We start from the raw sequence: 20,640 nt of genomic DNA on the forward strand, positions 1-20,640 counted from the left end.
TTCCTCCCCACCGGCCTCCCCATCGGCAGTCCCGAGGACTGCCTTACCTGCGCCGGCACCCTCTACCTCGGCAGCCCGGCCTGACCGGCCCAACCCCCCTCCACGAACTTTCGCGGTGCAGCACTAGTCCGGGTGAGGGCGCGAACAAGGTGTGCATTTCGAAAGCCGCTGTAACTGCTGAAATATGACAGAGCTACGTTCGCGTTCGATCACACCGCGTACCACCTTGCACACGCACCGCAGGGACGGTCGGGTGGGAGATCATGGGCACATGAGCGAAGACCACACACACGTGCAGGAGTTCTTCGGGGCGCGCGCCGCCGACTGGGACCGCACGTTCCCGGCGGACGGGCCCGCCTTCGCGACCGCCGTGGGCGAGTTCGGTCTGCGCCCCGGAGACCGGGTCCTCGACGCGGGCTGCGGTACCGGGCGCGCCCTGACGGCGCTGCGGGCGGCCGTCGGCCCCTCGGGGACGGTGCTCGGCATCGACTTCACCCCGCGGATGCTGGCCGCCGCGCGGCAGGCCGGCCGGGAGGCCGAGGGCGCTCTGCTGCTGGCGGACGTGGCCCGACTGCCCCTGCGGGACGGGGTGCTGGACGCGGTGTTCGCGGCGGGATTGATCGCGCACCTGCCCGACCCCGGGTCGAACCTGCGCGAGCTCGCCCGCGTGGTCCGCCCCGGCGGTCGCCTCGCGCTCTTCCACCCGATCGGGCGGGCCGCCCTCGCCGCGCGCCACGGTCGCGAACTCACCCCCGACGACCTGCGGGCCGAGCACAACCTCGGCCCGCTGCTGTCGACTTCGGGCTGGGACATGACCTCGTACGCCGACGAGGACCACCGCTTCCTGGTGCTCGCGACGCACCGTCCCTGAGCGACCGCTCCCCCGCGCCGAGGATCCGGAGCCGCCGTCCGTCGCGGCGCTACGCGGGCGGTTGGGCGTCCGCTCCGGCGGGACGGCGCTGATGCGGTACGGGGCAGCCGCCCCGACCGGGTACCGGAAAGGTGCCGAGCTCACCCACGTCGTACCCGTTCGGGTAACCCTTGATCTCCCGGTTCTGGCGGGCGTGGTGCGGCGCCCGGCGCGGCGGCAGCAGCCGTACCGCGCGCCCGCGCAGCCGCAGTGCCCCGCGGACCAGCCGCCGGACCGCCGGGCGCGGGGTCTCGTACCGGAACGCGCTCAGCAGCGAGTCGTCGAGCAGCGCGACGCCGACTCCGCGCATGGCGGGACCCAGGGGCCCCGGGTACCAGGAGGCCATCAGGTCGAGGGTGGCGTCGGCCACCTCGCGCCCGCCCTCGTCCCACCCGAAGTGAGCCTCCTCGTAGGCGTTCAGGCAGGCTTCGAACTCCTCGAAGGAACCCGGGATGTCCGGGATGCCCATGTGGCGACCGAGGGTGGCGTAGTAGTGCGCGAAGGCGCGGCGCTCGTGGTGGGTCAGGGGCCGCCAGCCGTAGCAGTCGATCCAGCGCGCCGGGATCACCACGAAGGTGCACAGGACGTACCGCATGTCCTCGTCGGAGATGTCGTAGCTGCGGTGCATCCGGTTGACGCGGCGGATCGCCGTGCGCGCGGTGTCGCTCTCGAATCCGTGCTCCACGACCGCGTCGAGCAGCAGCGCCGTGTCGTCGTAGCGCTTCTGCGCGCGCTCGGTGAACTCGGCGGTCTCCGCGAGCAGCCGGCCGATGCTCGGGACCGCGTACGTCCTGAAGAGGGCCAGCTCAAGGGCGCGGGTGATGTCCCAGGGGAATTCGTAGGTGGCGGTCAGCCGGTAGATGGCGAGGAAATCCTCGTCGGGATCGAGCCGGAGGATCTCCCTCAGCCGGTCGTAACGCTGCACCGGAGTCCCTTTCTGTGGCGGGGGCCCAACTCTACGTGCAGGTGGCGGCCTTGAAAATCGACGTCCGCAGGCTCTCGACGGGCGAGTTACCCGCTGGTTAAGGTGCGCCGACGAGAGAGCGACCGCAACGGGAGGAGGCCACGTGTCCGAAGAGGATGACGGGGGCTCGCTGTACGTGCTCACCGCCGTACTGCTGACCCCCACGCAGTTCCCGGGCATCATGGGCGACGACTTCCCGGAGGCCTGTGCGCTGCTGGGCGTGCGGCCGGTCGCGGACGGGTACGGGCTGGTGCTGGGCCAGGACGAGGGGGGCGCCCGCTGGACGGTCGTGGTGGACGACGTCTCGCTCGTCGCCACGGCCATCGCCTCCTGGGACTGCGGCATGGAGTACGACCTGTCCCCGGAGGAGCGGACGATCGTGGTGTCGCTGGCCGGCTGGCCGCTGGAGCTGACGGTCTCCGCGCCGGGCATCCCGGAACCGCACGATCCGGAGCAGGGCGCCGACGGCACCGGCCGGGTGCCGCTCGCGCCCCCGTCGGCCGACGCCTGGGGGCCGGTACAGCGGCGGATGGGTGCGGACCAGATCGCCCGGGAGTGGGCGGACTGGTCCGAGCGCGTCGCGACGGACGGCGGGGCGGCGGCCGCCGCACACCCGGGCCTGGCGCGGGCGCTCAAGGAGGCCGCGGGGTACGCGGACGAGCCGCCGCCGCCCGGGCGGGTGCGGTCCAGCTTCGCGAGCGAGAACGCGCGCACGCTCCGGGCGGACGGCCCCGGCTGGTCACTGGTCGGTCGCACGGACGGCGCGGCCTTCGTCCTGCTGGACGAGGAGCCGGGCGAGGTCCTCGCGGTCCCGCGGGACGCGGACCCGGAGCGGCCCGATGTGCCTGAACTGCCGGACCTGCTGGCGACGCTGGACCGCGTCGCGACACGGCCTGCTTGAGGACGAAGAGCCACGGGCCACGCATCGCGGGCGGCTCGGCCGGCCCCTCGCCGGGCCGGCCCGCCGCTCCGCGCGGGCCAGGACGGCCCACCGACAGGCCTGCGACCGCGTCCGCGACCGCAGGCCTCAGCGCCCGGCCACCGCCACCGCCACCGCCACCGCCCGCACCGCTGCCGCCGTCAGCGGCCGATCTGCTTTCTGGACACACCCCGCAGCCGACGCCGCTGGGAGGGGTCCAGCAGGAAGTACGCAAGGGTGGGCACCCCGATCAACACCAGGAGACCCGGCCAGAACCCGACCGTCGCGAACAGCACGATGGCTGCCACCACTCCGGCCACGGCCACCTTTCCGCCTGTGGACATCTGCGGACACCTCCTCCTGCGTCGGCCACTACCCCGCTCAACGCCCCGATCCCGTCCAGCGTTCCCGGCCGCCTCGCCGTCCTGTGGGCGTGGCTCCGGTCACGAGGCGAACGCAATGCGTGAGCGGTGGCCTTGGGGTAACCTCGGCCGCCCCGTACCCAGTCGTCACGTTCGAGGATGGCGTGCTCCCCGAGATCTCCGACCTCATCAGCTGCTCGGCCGCCTTCCTGCCGGCCGACCCGCCCCGCGAGGGCCGGCTCGCCTTCTGGCACCCGGCCGACGCGCACACCGGAGGCGAAGCCGACGCCTCGGACGGCCCGGACCGTCTCCGCGCCCCGGGCACCGGTGACGCCGCAGCCGGGCCGGCCTCCGGGACCGTCGGGCGGCTCGACGTCGTGACCGCCGACCTGCGGCAGGCCACCGTCCCCGCGCTACTCCTGCCCGTCGGCGCCGCCCTGCCCCTGCTCACCCGCGCCCGAACCGCCGCCGACACCGGCTCCCACCCGGGCCCCGGAGCCGCGTCCGGCGCGCGGGCGGGCTCCCGCTCCGCACCGGACGGCGCCACCCGCCCCGCCGCGTTCTGGGGCGCCGCCGCGCTGTTGGCCCTGCGCCTGGTGGCGCGCGGGCTGCTGCTGCCGGGCCTGAGTCCCGCCGGTCACGACGCCTGGCGCCTCGGGCCGCTGGAACCGGCCGACCTGGAGCAGATCCGGGAGCTGTCGGCCGCCATGCCACCCGACGCGCACGGCGTGCCGCTGCCCGGGGACGGACCGCTCCGGCTGCCGTCGCCCGAACCGCTGCTGCGCGCCTTCCCCGACGCGGTCGCCGACACCCTGCCGCGTTCTCCCGCCGCGCCCGCCGCCGCCGGCGGTCCCGCGTACGCCTGCGCCGGCCTGCCTGGCCGGGCCCGGCCCGAGCTGCGCGGGTGGGCCGACGAGGTGGCCGCGGGTCACGACGCCGGCGTACGGATCTCCCTGCGCGTCGAACTCGACGGCCCCCTCGACCCGGCGGATCCGAGCCCGTACGCCCCGGACCGACGGCGCACCCCCGGTTCCACGGCGGGCCTCGCGGGGCCCGGTTTCCGTGCCGTGCTCCAGATGCACAGCCTCGCCGACGCGGCCCTCGTCGCCGACGCCCGCGACGTCTGGGCCGGCACCGGGGCCGCCGCGGCCGCCTTCCCGCCCCGCGCCCGCATGGACGCCCTGCGCGCGCTGCGCCGGGCCGCACGGCTGTGGCCTGCTCGGCGCCGATCCCGAGGCTCCCGGGGCGTGCGGCGAGGCGGACGGCCTCCGGGCACCCGCCGCGCTCCGGGCCACCCTGCGTGACTACCAACTCCGCGGTCTGCGCTGGCTGGACCAACGGACCTCGCTCGGCCTCGGTGCCTGTCTGGCCGACGACATGGGGCTCGGCAAGACCGTCACCCTCATCGCCCTGCACCTGCACCGGGCCCGCCCCGAACCCACCCTCGTCGTCTGCCCGGCCTCGCTGCTGGGCAACTGGCAGCGGGAGATCGAGCGGTTCGCCCCCGGTACCCCGGTGCGCCGCTTCCACGGCGCCGGCCGCAGCCTCACCGACCTGGCCGGCGGGTTCGTCCTCACCACCTACGGCACCTTGCGCGTGGACGCGCCGCAGCTCGCCGCGACCGCCTGGGGCATGGTCGTGGCCGACGAGGCCCAGCACGTCAAGAACCCCCGTTCCTCCACCGCCAAGGCGTTGCGCACCCTCCCGGCGACCGCCCGTGTCGCCCTGACCGGCACACCCGTGGAGAACGACCTCTCCGAGCTGTGGGCCGTACTCGACTGGACGACGCCCGGTCTGCTCGGCCGCCTCGGCACCTTCCGCACCCGCTACGCGGATCCCGTCGAGAGCGGCCGCGACCCGCAGGCCGCGGCCCGCCTCGCCGCCCTCGTACGGCCCTTCCTGCTGCGGCGCCGCAAGTCCGACCCCGGCATCGCGCCCGAACTGCCGCCGAAGACGGAGACCGACCACACCGTGACGCTGGGCCGTGAACAGGCCGGGCTGTACGAGGCGGTCGTCCGCGAGGCCCTCGCCGCGATCTCGGACGCGGACGGGATGGAGCGGCGCGGCCTGGTCGTGAAGCTGTTGACCTCGCTCAAGCAGATCTGCAACCACCCCGCCCAGTACCTGGGAGAGGAAACCGGCGCCCCTTCGGGCAAGCTGGACCTGCTCGACGAGCTCCTCGACACGATCCTCGCGGAGGACGGCTCGGTGCTGGTCTTCACCCAGTACGTGGCGATGGCCCGGCTGCTGGAGAAGCACCTCGGGGCCCGCGGCATCTCCTCGCAGTTGCTGCACGGGGGCACGCCCGTACCTCGCCGTCAGGAGCTCGTGGACCGCTTCCAGTCGGGCGAGGTGCCGGTGTTCCTGCTGTCGTTGAAGGCGGCGGGCACCGGCCTGAACCTCACGCGCGCCTCCCACGTCGTCCACTACGACCGCTGGTGGAACCCGGCCGTGGAGGAACAGGCCACCGACCGCGCCTACCGGATCGGGCAGACCCAGCCCGTACAGGTCCACCGGCTCATCGCCGAGGGCGCCGTCGAGGACCGCGTCGCACGGCTGCTGGAGCGCTAGCGGGCCCTCGCCGACGCCGTCCTCGCGGGCGGCGAGAGCGCGCTCACCGAACTGACCGACGCCGAGCTGGCCGAGCTCGTGGCGCTGCGCTCGAACCCGGCCGGGGAGTGACGTGACGAACACGGACGAGAAGACCTTCCCGGCGCTGCCGCCGCCCGGGCGCGGCTTCGCCGGGACCTGGTGGGGGCACGCGCGGTTGCGCGCCCTGGAGGACAGCGCGCTCGACGGCGAGCAGGTCCGGCAGGGGCGCCGGTACGCGCGCCGGGGCGCGGTCGGCGCCGTGTCGGTGCGGCCGGGCGGTCTGACGGCGGTGGTGCGCGACCCGGACGGGACGGCGCACCGGACGGACGTGCTGGTCCAGCGGTTCACGGAAGCGGAATGGGACCGGGTGGTGGGTCTGGCTGCCGCGGAGTCGGGGTACATTGCGGCGCTGCTGGACCGCGAGGTGCCGCCGGAGCCGGCCGAGGACGCGGCGGAGGCCGGGGTCGCGCTGCTGCCCGGGATCGGGGACCTCGATCCGCGCTGCGACTGCGGCGAGTGGGACCACTGCCCGCACACGGTGGCGCTCTGCCATCAGGTGGCGCGACTGCTGGACCAGGACCCGTTCGTGTTGTTGCTGCTGCGCGGGCGCGCGGAAGCCGATCTGGTGGACGCGTTGGAGAAGCGCAGCAGCGCGGAGGCGGATGCCCCGGACGAGGCCCCGGAGCAAACGGACGAAGGGGTTCCGGCCGCCGAGGCGTGCGCGGCCCAGGCGGCCCTGCCCCCGCTGCCGGCGCTGCCGCGGCTGCCGGACGCACCGGGCCAGTCGCCGACGTTGGACACCGGGACCGAACCCGACCTGGACGTGGACGCGGTGGAGTTCCTCGCGCAGGCGGCCGCGTCGGAGGCGTACCGGCGGCTGGCGCGGGCGCTCGCCCCGGGCCACGCCGAGCGGCCCCCGACGGCCCCGCTCACCCTGGTCGAGGACGCCGTGCGCCTCACCGCGCTGGCGCGCGAGGTCCGGTTGCGGTCCCGTCTGGCGGCCGCGGTCGACCGGGACCGGCCGGCGATGGACCTGGCCGCTCGGGCCTGGGCCTTCGGCGGGGCCGCGTCGCTGGCGGTGTGGGAGGACGACTGGACGCCGGACCGGGCCGCCTTGGGTCGGGCCCGTTCCGCGCTCGCGGCGGCGTGGGCGGACGCCCGGGCGCCCGAACTGCGCCGGGTACGGGCGCGTTGGACGCTGACGGGCACGGACCGCCAGCTCCGCCTGGGGCGGGACGGCCGCTGGTGGCCGTACCGGCGCGAGGCGGAGCTGTGGGTCCCGGCCGGCCCGTCGGCCCCGGACCCGGCGTCGGCCCTGACGGCGCTGGACCCGGACGAGGCCCTCTAGTGCTGTGGCCGGAAAGGTTTGCCGGGTCGCGGTGTCCGGTGCGGTGCATCGCAAGGCGGAGGACTGCCGCTTGTACTGGACGTACTCGGGCGGTTCGACAACGCGGCGAGGTGCCGTGCCGGGCGCCGTGACACGGTGAACCTTTCCGGTCACAGCACCAGGTCGTCTCTTCCGGATCTTGCCCGACCCACGCCGGCCGACGGGAACGCGTGCCCGGGGGGGGCGGGTTCGGTCACGGGACGGCCGGCCTACCGCTTGTCGTGGTGCGGTACCGGTACGACGATGGGGCGCTCCGGGTTCCGCGGCACGACGGGAGGGTGACATGGGCGATCCGTCGGTGGCGCTGCCGGGCGGGGCCGATCCCGTCGAGCGCACGCGGTTACTGCGGCGGGCCCATGACGTGTTCACCAGGGACGGGCGGGTGGAGGCTCCGGTCCGGGCGGTGATCGCAGGGTCGTGGCGGCGGTGCGCGCGGGCCCGGGTGAACCCGGAGTGCTCGGCCCGGGTGGAGCTGGCGGAGGCGGAACTGCGGTCCTACCGCGAGCAGCATCCGCTGGCCCGGGTGTTGCCGGTGTTCCGGGACCTCGTCGGGGCGTTCGCCGCGCACGGGGCGCACCTGTTGGCGGTGTGCGACGCGCGGGGCAGCCTGCTCTGGGTGGAGGGCGCGCCGGACACGCTGCGGCGGGCCGAGCGGCTCGGCTTCGTGCCGGGCGCGCGGTGGGCGGAGACGGCGATGGGAACCAACGCCCCCGGCACCGCGGTGGCGGTCGGCGAGGCCGTGCAGGTCTTCGGGGCCGAGCACTTCAGCCGCCGGGTGCATCCGTGGACCTGTGCGGCGGCCCCGGTCCGCGATCCGCGCACGGGGCGGCTGCTCGGCGCGGTCGACGTCACCGGGGGCAACGGGCTGGCCCATCCCCATGCGCTGGCGTTCGTGCGGGCGGTGGCCCGGGCCGCCGAGGCCCAACTGGCCCTGATGGAACCGGAGCCGTCGCACGCCCACGTCCCGGACAGCCTCGCCGCGCTCGGCCGGGACGAGGCGCTGTGGGTGGGCGGCGGCCGGGAGGTGGCGCTCGGGCGACGGCACAGCGAGATCATGGCGTTGCTCGCCCACCACCCGGAGGGGCTCTCGGGCGAGGAGCTGGCGATCGACCTGTACGAGGACGAGTCGGTGTCGGCGGTCACGCTGCGGGCGGAGATCTCAAGGCTGCGCGGCCTGTTGGGCCCGGGGAACCTCCTCTCGCGGCCCTATCGCACGGCCGCCCCGCTGGAGGCCGACTTCGCCGTCGTGGCCCGGCATCTCGCCTCGGGTGCCGTCTCGGCGGCCCTCACCGGGTATCCGGGCCCGCTGCTGCCCGCTTCGACGGCGCCCGGGATCGTACGGCTGCGCCGCCGGATCGAGGACCAGGCGCGGGCCGCGGTGATCGCGCGGGCGGACGCGGGGTTGCTGGGCGACTGGGTGTGCCGGCCGTGGGGTGCGGACGATCCGGGTGTGTGGCGGGCGCTGGCCGGTGCGCTGCCGGCGGAGGGGCGCCCGGCCGCGCTGGCCCGCGTGCGCTCCCTGGACCGCGAGCTGTCCGCCGACCGGCCCGCCCGCTGACGCGATCACCGCCCGGCCTTCGGGCCGACGGTCCTCTGTTCACGGGTCCGGTCACCGCCCGTCCGCCGGGCTGAGAGTCGCGTGTCGTCCCGGCTTCCGGATGGCGCGGGCCTTCTCAGACGGCGGGGGCTTCCTCGCGGATGAGCCCGGCCACGTGGTCGCTGATCATGTCGAGGATCTCGGCCGCGACCCGGTCGTTGCCGACGACGAGGTGGTGGAGCGTGACCCCGTCGGTCATGGCGGCGAGGTAACGGGCCAGCACGGTGTCGGGGACGCTGAGTTCGAAGGTCATCATGCCGCGGAGCTGTGCGAGGAGCGCGCAGTACGTCTCGGAGTACAGCTCGTACTGGCGCCGCGCCAGGTGCTCGAAGCCGGGCTGGCGCAGGGCGTACTGGGTCAGTTCGTAGGTGAGCATGTGCTCCTCGGGGTGGGCCGCGACATGGTCCCAGTAGGCCTGGAACCCGGCGCGGATGGTCTCCCGGAGCGTGGCCCTCGGCCGGATGGCGTCCTTCACGACGCCGACGTAGTGGGCGGTGATCGTCTCGATGACGGATTCGAGGAGCGCCTGCTTGGAGTCGAAGCAGTAGTGGAAGACGCTCAGCGACACACCCGCCTCGGCGACGATGGAGCGCGTGGTCGTCCTGGGGACGCCGTCGCGGGCCATGGCGCGGATCGCCGCCTCGGTCAGTTGCCGGCGGCGGTCGGCCAAGGGCATCCGGGCCATGTGCTGTTCCCTTCGTTCCCCCGCGCCCCGGCGGAGCGCGGAAGGCCGGGGCGGCCGGCTCGGGAATCCCGATCCGACCGCCCCGGCCGACTCGCAGGCAGGGCCGTCAGCTGCTGTAGACGCCCACCTCGTGGAGGGAGTAGCCCCACTGGGTGCCGCGGCCTTGTCCGTGGACGCGGATGTGGCGTGCCGGGACCCCGGCGAACTGGGCGGTGTCCAGGCCACCGTCACCGGCGGTGGTCGACCAGACCGTCCGCCAGTTCACCCCGTCCGTGGAGACCTCGATGGCGTACGACCTGGCGTACGCGCGTTCCCAGTCCAGGGTGACGCGCTTGACCAGGCCGGTGGTTCCCAGATCGATGCGGAGCCACTGGTCGTCGCTCCAGTCGCTCGCCCAGCGGGTGCCGCGGTTGCCGTCCACGGCCCGGTCGGGGGCGTAGCTGACGAACGGGTTCCATTCGGAGGTGCTGGCCGAGGTGGCGGCGCCCGACGCGAGGTTGGCCCCGGCCTTGTGGCGTTCGGATCCGCCCCAGGTGCGCAGGTAGGACTCCGCTCCGCGGAACATGTCGTCGACGACTCCCTGGCCGCCGACGTTGCGGATGTCCTCGATCCAGTCGGGGACCAGGCCGTAGTGGGACGCGCCGTCGGTGTTGAGGTCCCAGGTGCGCTGCCCGGTGGTCTGCTTGTCGATGACGGAGCCGCCGTCGGTGCTGCGGAACGGGTAGCGCACCGGGTTGGGGGTGTCGGCGCCGCGCGGGCCGGGCCAGCCGCCGACGCCGTTCATGTCGGTGCCGTAGCCGTAGCCGACGTCGTACTTGTCGCGCAGGGCGTCGGTGCGCTTGGCCTCGGCGCTGAATCCCTCGGCCCCGTTCATGTACTGGGCGGCGAAACCGCCGAGCTTGTAGAGGCGTTCGGTCCAGTCGAGGTCCATCCAGCTGTGCGAGGAGATCACGCCGGGGTAGGACTCGGACTCCAGGATGTCGAAGGCCCGTCCGGCGGCCTTGACGCTCATGTGGTCGACTTCGAGCATCATCTTGCGTTTCATCATGCCGCGCACCGCGTACTCGCCGAGGTCGGTGAGGCCGCGGGTGTTGCACTGCGGGCCGGCGGCGTAGGACGGAACGCTGACGCCCGCCGGGAGTTTCTTCTCGGCTTCGGCCGCCTGCACGAGGCCGATGGGGTTGTCGTGCTGCGGACCGGTGCACGCCTCCGTCTTCCAGAAGGTGCCGGTGGACAGGAACTGGCCCACGTTGATCGCGGTGCCGAGGGCTCCCTGGTCGAAGCGGACCCCGCAGAGGGCGTTGTCGAACTTGTGGCACAGGAACATGCTGCGCACGCCGAGTTGGTGCAGCTCGTCGAGCCCGCGGTCGATGTCCGCCTTGCTGCACTGCGAGATGTCCAGGATCTGCTTGCAGCCGAAGGGCTCGGAGGTCTCCACGCCCAGGACGACGGCCAGTTTGCCCTGCTGGATGACCTCGCGGGCCTGGGCGGAGTCGGTGACGATGCGGAACCAGCCCTTGCCCGTGCCGCCGTACATCTTGTCGATGTAGGCCTGCATGTCGTAGGTCTTCTGGGCTTCCAGCCGGATCGCGGTCATCTCGTCACAGCCGCGGTCCTTGAAGAAGTAGACCGAGCAGATGACCCCGTTGGTGACGAGGTCGTTGACGAGGATCCGCTGTCCGCCGCGCCAGGCGCGTTCGACCCAGGCGTAGTAGTTCTGCTGGTGGGTCAGCGAGTCGTGCGCGGGCCAGTCCTTGAAGGTCGGCCAGCCGTCGGGGTCGTGCTTGCCGTCGCCGCCCTTGGTGATGAAGTCGAAGATCGCGAGCGTGCCGTCGGGGTAGTGCTCGGGACAGTCCTTGAGCGCGTCCGCGATCCCGGCCTCCGAGAAGGGCTTGCCGCAGATGAGCCGACCGCCGAAGCCCTCGTTGGACATCAGGTGGTCGTGGGCGTCGACGAAGCCCCGTACGTTGCCCTGGGCGTCGGTTCCCTTGAAGGGTTCGCCGGTGACGTTGATCTGGGAGTCCGGCCCGGGCCGCGCGGTGGGGTTCCACCACCCGGTGTCGGCCGCGGCCCCCGAGGTGGGGCCGAGCGCCATGGCCAGCATGGCGAGGAGCAGTGACAGCACCGCGATCGGTTTGCGTCTGCTGTGCGGGGATCGGTTCATGGCCACCACTCACGTCCACGGTCGTCGGCGGGGGGCGCGGTCCAGGCACACGGCCGGCCGGGGCGTGAACCGCACGATCCCCGACCAGCCGCTTGTCATGTCCCGCGCAAACAATGTGTCGAGAATCCCGACTCCGACCACCGGAGTCAAGGGTCCGGGTCAGTTGACCTGATGGGCCGTCGGATCGATCGTACCCACGGTAACCTCGACGGAATCACGCTCCGTTCGCCCACGTTCCCCGCCCCGCCCTAGCCGCGCCTCCCGCCCGCGCGAGCGGCGACTAGAAGAAGCCGAGCCGCTTCGGGGAGTAGCTGACCAGCATGTTCTTCGTCTGCTGGTAGTGCTCCAGCATCATCTTGTGGGTTTCGCGGCCGATGCCGGACTGCTTGTAGCCGCCGAAGGCCGCGTGGGCGGGGTAGGCGTGGTAGCAGTTCGTCCAGACCCGGCCCGCCTGGATGGCACGGCCCGCGCGGTAGGCCGTGTTGATGTCCCGGGTCCAGACACCGGCGCCGAGGCCGTACGCCGTGTCGTTGGCGATGCGGACGGCGTCGTCGAAGTCGTCGAACGAGGTCACCGACACCACGGGGCCGAAGATCTCCTCCTGGAAGATCCGCATCCGGTTGTCCCCCTCGAAGATCGTCGGCTGTACGTAGAAGCCGCCCGCGAGGTCGCCGCCGTGCTCGATGCGCTGCCCGCCCGTGAGGACCTTGGCGCCCTCCTTCACCCCGATCTCCACGTACGACAGGACCTTCTTCAGCTGCTCCTCCGAGGCCTGGGCACCGATCATCGTGTCCGTGTCCAGCGGGTGCCCCGGCACGATCAGTTCGGTGCGGGCGACGGCCGCGTCGAGGAAGTCGCCGTACCGACCGCGCTCGATCAGGGCGCGCGAGGGGCTCGTGCACACCTCGCCCTGGTTGAGGGCGAACATGGTGAAGCCCTCCAGCGCCTTGTCCCGCAGGTCGTCGTCGGTCGACCAGATGTCGTCGAAGAAGAGGTTGGGGCTCTTGCCGCCGAGTTCGAGAGTGACGGGCTTGAGGTGCTCCGCCGCGTACTGCATGATCAGCCGCCCGGTGGAGGTCTCCCCGGTGAAGGCGATCTTCGCCACGCGCGGGCTGGAGGCCAGCGGCTTGCCGGCCTCCTCGCCGAAGCCGTTGACGATGTTGACCACGCCCGGCGGGAGCAGGTCCTCGACCAGGCCGAGCCAGTAATGCACCGAGGCCGGGGTCTGCTCGGCCGGCTTGAGCACCACCGTGTTCCCGGCGGCCAGCGCCGGCGCCAGCTTCCACACCGCCATCAGGATCGGGAAGTTCCACGGGATGATCTGGCCGACCACGCCCAGCGGCTCGTGGAAGTGGTAGGCGACCGTGTCGTCGTCGATCTGGCTGAGCGCACCCTCCTGGGCCCGCAGCGCGCCCGCGAAGTAGCGGAACTGGTCGATCGCCAGCGGCAGGTCCGCCGCGAGGGTCTCCCGTATCGGCTTGCCGTTCTCCCAGGTCTCCGCGACCGCGAGGGCCTGGAGGTTCTCCTCCATCCGGTCCGCGATGCGCAGCAGGATGCCGGCCCGCTCCGTGACCGAGGCACGTCCCCAGGCGGGCGCGGCGGCGTGCGCGGCGTCCAGGGCCAGCTCGACGTCCTCGGCGGTGCCCCGGGCGATCTCCGTGAAGTGCGCGCCGGTCACCGGGGAGGGGTTGTCGAAGTACCGGCCCCGGACGGGAGCGGTGTACGCGCCACCGATGTAGTGGTCGTAGCGGGACGCGTACGACATCAGCGCGCCTTCGGTACCGGGCGCAGCGAAACGGGCCATGGAAACCTCCCCTTGCCGAGCGCCGGCCGCCGTCGGCCGGCACGGGGAAGGAGGCTAGGAGCGACCAGGTTGCGGACACGTTGCACGAGGTGGCCGCCACCAGGTGTGACGGAAGTCTGACGGACGCCCCTCTCCCCTTGGCGTCGGGGCGCCGGCGGTGGTCGAATCGACGGGTGAGCACGGAGCGGGAGTCAGCGGGGCGGCCGGAGCCGTCGGAACGGCGTGATCCGTCGGAGCGGCCGGAACCGTCCGAACGGCGTGATCAGTCCAGGCGGCATGATCCGACGGGTCCCGGTCCCGACCTGCGTGATCCGTCGGATCCCGACCTGGTCGGCGCCCCGGTCGGGCGGCGTCTGGTCCTGGGCATGCTCGGGCTCGGCGCGGCCGGGCTGGTGGCCGCGCCCCAGCTGCAACGGGGCTTCGAAAGGGCGCTCGGCGCCGCCGCCGGCAAGGATCCGACCGGCCTGACCGGGCTCCTGCCCAACGGCGGCGGGTTCCGCTACTACTCGGTGGCCGCCTCCGTCCCCGAGCGCTCCCCCGCGGACTACCGGCTGCGGGTGGACGGGCTCGTCGAGCGTCCGGGAACGTACGACCTCGACGCGCTGCGGCGGCTGCCGCAGACCCGGGTCGTCCGGGACGTCCAGTGCGTCACCGGCTGGCGCGTGCCCGCCACGCCCTTCGAGGGCGTGCCGGTCTTCCGGCTGCTGGACGCCGCCGGGGTGCGGCCCGAGGGGCGGGCCATCCGGTTCAGCTGTTTCGACGGCACGTACACCGAGAGCCTGACCCTTTCCCAGGCCCGCCGGGCCGACGTGATGGTGGCCCTGCGAATGCGGGACGAGCCGCTGAGTCACGCCCACGGTGGGCCCGCGCGCCTGTACGTGGCCCCGATGTATTTCTACAAGTCGGCGAAATGGCTCTCCGGCATCACCGTCACGCGTGACGTGGAGCCCGGTTACTGGGAGCGGCTCGGCTACGACGTCGACGCCTGGGTCGGCACGTCGAACGGACGCGATGATGCCCCCACCGTCTGAGATGCGGCCCGCGCAGTCGCGGCCGGAGCCCCGGCAGGGCGCTCGCGTACGGCGCTTCGGTCGTCCCCAACGCCTGGTGCACCGGGCCACGGCCACGCTGATGGGGATCTGCGTGGTGTCGGCGGGCTGCCTCTACCTGCCGCCCCTCGCCGAGCTCGTCGGGCGACGCCACCTCGTCGTGACCGTCCACGTGTGGTCCGGTCTGCTGCTCGTCGTCCCGTTCCTGCTCGGCCTGGCCTCCCGGGCCTTCCGCGGCGATCTGCGCCGGCTCAACCGATTCGGGCCGCACGACAGGGTGTGGTTGCGCACCGTGCTGCGCAGGGACCGGCACGGGCCCCGGCCGGCCGGGAAGTTCAACGCCGGCCAGAAGGTGTACGCGGGCTGGCTGGGCGGCGCGGTGACGGTGATGCTCGGCACCGGGCTGCTGATGTGGGCCACCGGCCTGGCCCCGCTCGTCTGGCGGACCGGGGCCACTTTCGTGCACGACTGGCTCGCCCTGGCCCTCGGCGTCGTCCTCGCCGGGCACATCGGCAAGGCCCTGGGTGATCCGGAGGCCCGGCGCGGCCTGCGCACGGGCTCGGTGGATCGGGCCTGGGCCGCACGCGAGCACCCGTTGTGGGGGCAGGACGACTGACGGGCGGCGCGATCGGCGCCACCCGTCAGTCGCCCGGCCTCAGACCCCCGGGCGTCAGTCCCCGTCGCGGACCGCCACGATGCCGTTGAACACGCCGACGTACGCGGTGCCGTCGGGGCCGAGGGTGATCGGCGCCCAGTTGTTGTCGTACAGCGCGCCGGTGCCGGTCAGCTGTCGCCAGCGCCGCTCACCGGTGCGGAAGTCCACCGCGGTGAGGTACCAGGCGTCGATGCCCCAGGCGTTGGGCTCCTTCTCGTAGAAGTAGAGCAGCCCGTTCGCGGTGGAGAGCTTCGGGACGACGGAGGGCGAGCGGATCGCGCTCTGCCACACCGTGTCGCAGCCGCTGCCGTCGGCGCGCACGTCGATGCGGCTGACACCGCCGACGACGGACTTGCCGAGCAGCAGGGTGGTGGGGTTCTCGTAGCCGTAGTTGTTCTCGACGACGATGCTGTTGCCCCAGGTGATCAGGGAGTTGTCGGTGGTCGAGGCTCCCGATCCGAACACCGGGACCTTGCAGACGAGCCGCCGGTCGGCGGGGACGTCCACGCCCCGCTTGTACACGAGCACGTTCATCCGGTCGTCGGAGTTGTCGGTGATGGCGACGTAGCCGTTTCCGAAGAGGTCCGGGGTGGTGCCCGAACCCTGGTTCACGGAGCCCGGCTTGGTGCCCGTGCCCCGGTCGTAGGTCTGGCGCCACTGCACGCGCGGGGTGCCGTCGGCGGTGGTGGCGAAGCTGTACAGGGCGTGGTCGGTGACGATGGAGACCCCGTCCTCGGCGACGGAGAAGGAGTTCTGGATCTCCTCGCCTTCGAGCCGGACGGAGCGGATCACGGAGGTCGCCGGGTCCACGGTGCCGACGCGGCCCTGGCGGGTGACCCACCAGATGCGGCCGCTCCAGTCGGGCATGACGGAGGTGACGGGGTCACAGGTGCCGCTGGGCCACAGGTTGGTCCAGCTGACGCAGTCGTGCGGGACCTGGCCGGTGAGGTCCCAGTCGTTGTCGACCGTGAACTTCCAGGTGCCGTCCGGGTTCTGCGAGTGGGCGAAGCGCAGGATGTGCTGGCGGGAGTCGGCCAGCACCACCCGGTCCTGGTTGTCCAGGTAGAAGTAGGCGCCGCCCGAGGTGTCCCTGAAGATCTTCGCGAAGTCGAGCGAGGTGATCGCCTCGACCGTCGAAGAGCGCTGCGGGAGTGAGTGTTCCGCGAGCGTGGCGAGCGTGCGGGGGTCGAGGAGCTTGACCTTGAACCCGGAGAAGGTCCCGCAGACGGTGACGATCCTGCCGGCCGAGTCGAAGGTGGCGGTGGCGCATTCGCCGCCGAGGGCGGCGATCTTCTCGCTGGTGACCTGCGGGTTTCTGCCCAGCGGCCCGGACCAGGGCGAGGTGGCGCTGCCCGCGGCGTCGGAGTGCATGCCGCTGCGGCCGTTGGGCGCGAGGTAGGGGTGCTGCGGCGGGGCGTCGCCCGGCAGCGGGACGGCGGCGGCGGGGGCGCCGTCGTAGTGGCTGATCAGGCGGTGGCCGGGGGCCTTGGGTATCTCCTCGGCCTGGGCCGGTGAGATGCCGTACATCGCCACGAACGCGGCGAGAGCCGGTACCACCGCGCAGTTCAGCGCTCTTCGGAACATCCGGACTTCCTCCATGGTCTTCAGTTTTGTTGACACTGCGTCTCACATCGCGCCGCCGCCAGACGCTAGATCGCACGGTCCGAGGAGTCCATGGAAGAGCCGGATGATTCACGAAGGCGCAACAGTCGATCAAGCAAGGCGAGACTCGACGGCCTGATCGAGAAGGAGACGAGCTAGGGGTTGAAGCCGGACACGACGTTCGCGGTGGCCGCGAGTCCGTCGTGGATGGTCATGGCGATGCTGCTGCCCGCGAGTTGGAAGCCGAGCAGGGCGCAGACGAGTGCGTGGGAGAACTTGAGTCCGCCGCCGCGCAGGAAGATCCACGCGAGGACGAGGAGCAGGACGATCACGGAGAGGGAAATCACCATCGGAACCTCCTTGGGCGCAGCCATGGTGGCGCAGCGAGGGGGCCCTTCGGGCGAAAGACGTGTACGCCGTACGGGTGTTGACCGTCCGTGACGGTCAATCAGTTCTTGACGATCTCGTTCCAGTGGGTCGTACGGTCGCACCAGCGGCCGAGCAGGATCGGGTCGTGGCCCACCGCGAGCAGCGCCGCGCCGGTCTCCGCCCGGTACTCCTCGACCACCGCGACCAGCGCGGCTGTCGTCGAGGCGTCGAGCATGGCGGTCATCTCGTCGCAGACCAGCAGGCTCGGCCGCAGCACCAGGGCGCGTGCCAGACAGGCGCGTTGCAGTTGTCCGTCACTCACCTCGTGGGGACGGCGCGTGAGCAGATCGGCGCCGAGTCCGACACGCTGCGTCAACTCCGGTACGACGGAGGCCGCTTCCGCGCGTCGTCCCGTGGCCCGGAGGGGTTCCGCGACGAGGTCGCGCAGCGTGAGGCGGGGGTCGGCGGACAGGCGGGGTTGCTGGAAGACGACGCCGACCCGGACGCGCTGGGCGCGCGGGGCCCGGTGCCGGAATCCGGTCACGGTGCGGCCCGCGAGCACCACGGTGCCGCGCTCGGGCCGGTGCAGCAGGGCGGCGACCCTGGCGAGGGTGGATTTGCCGCAGCCGCTGGGGCCGAGCAGTCCGAGGGCCTCGCCGGCCTCCAGGGCGAGGTGGGCGTCCCGGACGACGGGGGCGCCCCGGTCGTATCCGGCGGTGATGCCGCGGAGCTCAAGCATGGTGGCAGGCCACTCCTTCGACGAGCGGGGGGCGTCGTGTCCGGCAGGTCTTGTCGGCCTGCGCGCAGCGGTCGGCGAAGGCGCAGCCGGGCGGCAGTGCGCCGAGTTCGGGCGGGGCGCCGGGGATGGGGGCGAAGGCCCGCTCGGGGAGGGCGTCGAGGAGCCCGCGGGCGTAGGGGTGTCGGGGGCCGACCGGGCCGAAGAAGACGGCCGCGGGGGCGGTTTCCACGATGCGCCCGGCGTACATGACGGCGACGGTGTCGGCGATCCGTTCGGCGGCGGCCAGGTCGTGGGTGATCATCAGCAGGGCCCGGCCGGCCTCACGGGTGTGGGCCCGCAGCTCGTCCACGGTGCGGTGGACGAGGTCCCGGTCGAGACCGGTGGTCGGCTCGTCGGCGAGCAGCAGCGGGGCGTCCCCGACGAGGGCCAGGGCGGTGGCGGCGCGTTGGGCGAGGCCGCCGGAGAGTTCGTGCGGGTGGTGGTCGAGGTGGGAGGCGGGGAAGGCCGCGCGGGTCGCCGCGGCTTCCGCGGCGGCGCGCAGTCGTGCCCGTCGTGCCCGCCGGCCGGTGCCCGGTGTCCGCGCCCCGGAGGGCCCTGAAGGCTCGGAAGGTCCGGCGAGTTCGCGAACCGTCTCCTCCAGGTGGGACCGGATGGTGCGGACCGGGGTGAGGTGGGCCGCGGGGCTCTGCGGGACGAGTCCGACGCGGCGGCCGCGGACGGTCCGGGCCAGGGTGGCCTCGTCGGCGGCGAGGAGGTCGAGTCCGTCCGCGAGGCGGGCCGACCCGGCGGTCTCGGCGGTGCCGGGGAGCAGGCCGAGGAGGGCGGAGGCGAGGACGGACTTGCCGCACCCGCTCTCGCCGACGAGGGCGAGGCACTCGCCGGCGGCCAGGGTGAAGCCGGCGTCGGTGACGGCCTCGACGTGGCGCTCCCCGGGCATGCGGAAGCGGACGGACATCCGTTCCACGCGGAGGACCGGTTCCGCGGAGGCAGGGGCGGGGGCTGGGGGTTGCTCCACGGTCACAGGGTCGGCTCCGAGCGGCGGCGGGGGTGGAGGCGGTCGCGCCAGGCGGCCGCGAGGCCGGCGATGGCCAGGGTCGGGATGATCAGCAGCAGGCCCGGGAAGAGGGTGGGCCACCAGGCCCCCACGAGGAGCGAGCCGCGTGCGGTCTGCACGAGGGTGCCCAGGCTGGCCTGGTGGGAGGGGAGTCCGAGGCCGAGGAAGGACAGCGCCGACTCGTGCCACATCGCGTGCGGGATCATCAGCACGGCGGCGAGCCCCGCCTGGGGCAGGATCGCGGGGACCAGGTGGCGGGTCGTGACCCGCCACCGTGAGGCGCCGCCCGAGACGGCGGCGTCCACGAAGGGCCGGGACCGCAGTGACAGGACCTCGGCCCGGACGATCCGGGCGGTGGACAGCCAGTGGGTCAGGGCCACCGAGACGACCACCGGCCACACCCCGGGGCGGAACGTCGCCACGATGAAGATGCCGAGCAGCAGGTGCGGGATGGACGACAGGGTGTCCACGACCCGCATCACGAGCCGGTCGGTCCAGCCTCCCCACACGCCGGCCGCCGCGCCGACGGCGGTGCCGATCACGGTGGCGACGAGCGCCGCCACCAGGCCGACCAGCAGGGACACCCGTAGTCCGTAGACGCAGCGCAGCAGCAGGTCGCGGCCCACGTCGTCGGTTCCGAAGGGGTGTTCCCAGGACGGCGGCAGGAGCTTCGCCGACAGGTCCACGGCCTGCTGGTCGAGCTGTGCCAGCGGTGGGACGAGCAGGACCGCCAGGGCGATCACGGCCGCGGTCAGGCCGCAGAGGCGCACGCGCGGTCGGCGCGTGGAGCGGTCGGCGCGGCCGGTGGCGCGCCGGATGGTGTCAGCCATCGAAGCCCACCCTGGGGTCGGCGAGTCCGTACAGCAGGTCGGACAGCAGGTTCCCGGCGAGCACGGCCGCGGTGGCCGACACCGTGAGGGCGGCGAGCAGCGGGAAGTCCACCGAGGTGGCGGCCTGTACGGTGGCCGCCGCGATGCCGGGCCAGCTGAACACGGTCTCCACCAGCAGCGCCCCGGTGATCAGTTCGGGCACCCGTGACCCGATCAGGGTCAGCATCGGGAGCATCCCGGAACGCAGGGCGTGCCCGATCAGGATCCGCCGCTCGGCGATGCCCCGTGCCCGGGCCCCGCGCACGGGGTCCTCGTCCAGGGCGTCGGCCACGCCCTGGCGTACGTACAGGAAGAACCAGGGCAGTTGGGAGATCCCCAGCACCAGCGCCGGCAGCACCAGGTGGGACGCGACCCGGCCGGGGGTGACCACGTCGTCGGAGGCGTCCGTGAGGCCGCCGGAGGGCAGGACGCCGAGCCGTACGGAGAAGAACCAGATGGCCAGCAGGCCCAGCCAGAAGGCCGGGGCCGCTGCCAGGGTGTAGGCGAGCGCGGAGACGACCCGGTCGAGCGGGCCGCCCTGTCGCCGGGCGGCGAGCACCCCGAGGGCCGTGCCCACCAGCACGGCCGGTGCGAAGGCGCAGAGGGCGAGCAGCGCCGACCAGCCGACCCGTTCGGCGATGACGTCGCCGACGGGTTGGCGCATGACGGAGGAGGTTCCGAGGTCTCCGGTGAGGGCGGAGGTGAGCCACTCCCACCAGCGTGCGACCAGCGGCTGGTCGACGCCGAGATTGGCGCGCAGTTGGTCGAGTTCGGCCTGCGAGGCGGTGAGGCCGGCCGCGCCGGCGTACGCCTTGACGGGGTCGAAGGGGGACATCGCGGCGACGGCGAACACCCCGAAGGTGACGGCGAGCAGGACGGGGGCGGCGAACAGGGTGCGGCGGCCGGCCATGCGCGCCAT

The 20,640-nt window shown here is 73.2% G+C and carries 17 protein-coding genes and 1 pseudogene; 7 read left to right on the forward strand and 11 right to left on the reverse strand.

Annotated elements, in window-relative coordinates:
* Positions 1 to 271: 271 nt before the first annotated feature.
* Positions 272 to 871 (forward strand): class I SAM-dependent methyltransferase, encoded by a 600-nt coding sequence (locus tag OTB19_RS14930; protein ID WP_267798645.1) that lies wholly within the window; start codon positions 272 to 274, stop codon positions 869 to 871.
* Positions 872 to 920: 49 nt separating this feature from the next.
* On the opposite strand, the gene OTB19_RS14935 is transcribed toward OTB19_RS14930, so the two are convergent.
* Positions 921 to 1,835, reverse strand: coding sequence for an oxygenase MpaB family protein (locus tag OTB19_RS14935; protein ID WP_267798647.1), 915 nt, complete (start codon positions 1,833 to 1,835; stop codon positions 921 to 923).
* Between the two features lie 142 nt (positions 1,836 to 1,977).
* Here OTB19_RS14935 and OTB19_RS14940 point away from each other — a divergent pair, with 142 nt between their 5' ends.
* Complete coding sequence (locus OTB19_RS14940) at positions 1,978 to 2,775, forward strand: hypothetical protein (protein ID WP_267798648.1); 798 nt, start codon at positions 1,978 to 1,980, stop codon at positions 2,773 to 2,775.
* Positions 2,776 to 2,954: 179 nt separating this feature from the next.
* Here the strand turns inward: OTB19_RS14940 and OTB19_RS14945 are convergent, their stop codons facing one another.
* Positions 2,955 to 3,137: a hypothetical protein gene (locus tag OTB19_RS14945; RefSeq protein WP_053683347.1), complete on the reverse strand. Its 183-nt coding sequence runs from the start codon at positions 3,135 to 3,137 to the stop codon at positions 2,955 to 2,957.
* A 725-nt stretch (positions 3,138 to 3,862) separates the two neighbouring features.
* On the opposite strand from OTB19_RS14945, the pseudogene OTB19_RS14950 reads away from it, so the two are divergent.
* From OTB19_RS14950 to OTB19_RS14960, 3 genes and pseudogenes are all read left to right on the forward strand, one after another.
* A pseudogene (locus tag OTB19_RS14950) lies at positions 3,863 to 5,837 on the forward strand (DEAD/DEAH box helicase).
* Position 5,838: 1 nt separating this feature from the next.
* Positions 5,839 to 7,095: an SWF or SNF family helicase gene (locus OTB19_RS14955; protein ID WP_267798649.1), complete on the forward strand. Its 1,257-nt coding sequence runs from the start codon at positions 5,839 to 5,841 to the stop codon at positions 7,093 to 7,095.
* 322 nt (positions 7,096 to 7,417) lie between these two features.
* Complete coding sequence (locus OTB19_RS14960; RefSeq protein ID WP_267798650.1) at positions 7,418 to 8,692, forward strand: GAF domain-containing protein; 1,275 nt, start codon at positions 7,418 to 7,420, stop codon at positions 8,690 to 8,692.
* Between the two features lie 115 nt (positions 8,693 to 8,807).
* Here the strand turns inward: OTB19_RS14960 and OTB19_RS14965 are convergent, their stop codons facing one another.
* The 3 genes from OTB19_RS14965 to OTB19_RS14975 form a co-directional block, all read right to left on the reverse strand.
* Complete coding sequence (locus tag OTB19_RS14965) at positions 8,808 to 9,416, reverse strand: TetR/AcrR family transcriptional regulator (RefSeq protein WP_267798652.1); 609 nt, start codon at positions 9,414 to 9,416, stop codon at positions 8,808 to 8,810.
* 106 nt (positions 9,417 to 9,522) lie between these two features.
* Positions 9,523 to 11,580, reverse strand: coding sequence for a discoidin domain-containing protein (locus tag OTB19_RS14970; protein ID WP_267798653.1), 2,058 nt, complete (start codon positions 11,578 to 11,580; stop codon positions 9,523 to 9,525).
* A gap of 280 nt (positions 11,581 to 11,860) precedes the next feature.
* Positions 11,861 to 13,384 (reverse strand): aldehyde dehydrogenase family protein, encoded by a 1,524-nt coding sequence (locus OTB19_RS14975; RefSeq protein WP_267798654.1) that lies wholly within the window; start codon positions 13,382 to 13,384, stop codon positions 11,861 to 11,863.
* Between the two features lie 365 nt (positions 13,385 to 13,749).
* Between OTB19_RS14975 and OTB19_RS14980 the strand changes: the two genes are divergently transcribed.
* Together OTB19_RS14980 and OTB19_RS14985 are read left to right on the forward strand one after the other, a co-directional pair.
* Positions 13,750 to 14,415 (forward strand): molybdopterin-dependent oxidoreductase, encoded by a 666-nt coding sequence (locus OTB19_RS14980; RefSeq protein ID WP_267798656.1) that lies wholly within the window; start codon positions 13,750 to 13,752, stop codon positions 14,413 to 14,415.
* Positions 14,399 to 15,049: a cytochrome b/b6 domain-containing protein gene (locus tag OTB19_RS14985; RefSeq protein ID WP_420716843.1), complete on the forward strand. Its 651-nt coding sequence runs from the start codon at positions 14,399 to 14,401 to the stop codon at positions 15,047 to 15,049. The genes OTB19_RS14980 and OTB19_RS14985 overlap by 17 nt, the downstream gene beginning before the upstream one ends.
* Before the next feature lie 54 nt (positions 15,050 to 15,103).
* Here the strand turns inward: OTB19_RS14985 and OTB19_RS14990 are convergent, their stop codons facing one another.
* The 6 genes from OTB19_RS14990 to OTB19_RS15015 form a co-directional block, all read right to left on the reverse strand.
* Positions 15,104 to 16,672: a hypothetical protein gene (locus tag OTB19_RS14990; RefSeq protein WP_267798657.1), complete on the reverse strand. Its 1,569-nt coding sequence runs from the start codon at positions 16,670 to 16,672 to the stop codon at positions 15,104 to 15,106.
* Between the two features lie 173 nt (positions 16,673 to 16,845).
* The gene (locus OTB19_RS14995) at positions 16,846 to 17,040 is read right to left on the reverse strand and encodes a hypothetical protein (protein ID WP_267798658.1); all 195 of its coding nucleotides are present in this window, start codon (positions 17,038 to 17,040) and stop codon (positions 16,846 to 16,848) included.
* Between the two features lie 98 nt (positions 17,041 to 17,138).
* On the reverse strand, positions 17,139 to 17,798 hold the full coding sequence (locus OTB19_RS15000; protein WP_267798660.1) for an ABC transporter ATP-binding protein: 660 nt from the start codon (positions 17,796 to 17,798) through the stop codon (positions 17,139 to 17,141).
* Positions 17,791 to 18,753, reverse strand: a complete 963-nt coding sequence (locus OTB19_RS15005) for an ABC transporter ATP-binding protein (RefSeq protein ID WP_267798758.1) — start codon at positions 18,751 to 18,753, stop codon at positions 17,791 to 17,793. Before OTB19_RS15005 ends, OTB19_RS15000 begins: the two co-directional genes overlap by 8 nt.
* 62 nt (positions 18,754 to 18,815) lie before the next feature.
* Positions 18,816 to 19,682, reverse strand: coding sequence for an ABC transporter permease (locus tag OTB19_RS15010; RefSeq protein ID WP_267798662.1), 867 nt, complete (start codon positions 19,680 to 19,682; stop codon positions 18,816 to 18,818).
* Positions 19,675 to 20,631, reverse strand: a complete 957-nt coding sequence (locus tag OTB19_RS15015; protein ID WP_267798759.1) for an ABC transporter permease — start codon at positions 20,629 to 20,631, stop codon at positions 19,675 to 19,677. Before OTB19_RS15015 ends, OTB19_RS15010 begins: the two co-directional genes overlap by 8 nt.
* Between the last annotated feature and the right edge of the window lie 9 nt (positions 20,632 to 20,640).

Source organism: Streptomyces sp. H27-H5 (assembly GCF_026627505.1).
In the GTDB taxonomy this organism is placed as follows: Bacteria; Actinomycetota; Actinomycetes; order Streptomycetales; family Streptomycetaceae; genus Streptomyces.